The organism is Mesorhizobium sp. M7A.F.Ca.CA.004.04.2.1, assembly GCF_004022825.1.
Lineage (GTDB): Bacteria > Pseudomonadota > Alphaproteobacteria > Rhizobiales > Rhizobiaceae > Mesorhizobium.
This window is the reverse complement of record NZ_RZPH01001431.1, coordinates 1-1,101: the sequence shown is the minus strand read 5'-3', so window position 1 is coordinate 1,101 and position 1,101 is coordinate 1. Positions and strand designations below refer to the sequence as shown.

Genomic DNA, 1,101 nt, shown 5'->3' with positions numbered 1-1,101 from the left:
GCCTAACCTTGCCGTTCCGCTGCAGAATAAACTCCGTCACTCATTTCGATGAGCCCGTCGCGATCAACCACCGAGATTTTTCCTCGACCCGCACGAATGTAGCCCATGCCTTCCAACGTCTGCAACGCGAGAGTGACGCCTGGTCGTCGGGTACCCAGCATCAGCGCCAGTTGCGCATGCGTAATCGGCAAAGGTTGTGGCAAGCGGTCCTGAAGCATCAGGAGCATTCGGGCGATTTTAGCGTCCGCTGTCTGTCGCGCGTTAGCGAAAGCCGATCCGGCAAACTGTGCCGCCAAGTCGTAGAAGTAGCGGATGACCAGCAGTCGCATGTTCGGGGAGCGCGCAAAAGCCTCAGTGAGCCGTCCCGCTTCTAGGGCATAGGCATCACAAGAGGTGAGAGCCACATAGTCATGTGCGGAAACCCCAACCCCGAAGGCGAGCGCGGCCCCGGTCATTCCTTCCTGTCCAACTAATGCGATGCCGGCGGCCCCGCTATTGTTATTTCTGGCAATTACACCTGCCACCCCGCTGCAAATGAAGTAAACAGATGAACTCACAGCGTCGGCAGTTTCGAAATGGTAGCCTGGGGGATAGGTCTGAAGCTTCAATTCGGGAATCAGGGCACTTTGGTCATCATGGAAGACCAAGGCGCTCAAAAGCCGGTTGAAAAACTCCGTCACCCGCTCCCCAATTCATTCTGGTGAACCTGCATCGTAATGCACAATCGCATCAAGGATCGTTCTATACAGGCTGTCAACTTCCCCGTCGATCTCATCGCGTTTTATGCCAACCGCTTTGGCGTCAGCGTCCATGGCGGATTCTCCAAGAAGGTAGCCAAAGCCGCCGTGAGTTCCGGCCGCGGGAGAAGGGCTAGTTCTCCTCATCGGAGTCGTGGCGCAGGTCCTCCTCGTCACGCATGGACTGAATGCTATTCTGCGTGTTCCTCGCATCCAACGCCGCTTGCAGTCTCGCCGCTGCGATTAGGATCCTATCGGGTACTGCTTCCGGTGGAGTAGGCATTTCCATAGGCGCATTAACATTTGTTAGTCGAAAATGTTCCCCCGGCGGGCATAGGGACCACCGGCCGCAGGAACCTTAGAC

1 protein-coding gene is annotated in these 1,101 nt (G+C 56.5%); it reads right to left on the bottom strand.

Features of this window, described 5'->3' with window-relative positions; genetic code table 11:
• Window positions 1-2 precede the first annotated feature (2 nt).
• On the bottom strand, window positions 3-680 hold the full coding sequence (locus tag EN893_RS35155) for a Crp/Fnr family transcriptional regulator (RefSeq protein ID WP_127270273.1): 678 nt from the start codon (window positions 678-680) through the stop codon (window positions 3-5).
• Window positions 681-1,101: the final 421 nt, after the last annotated feature.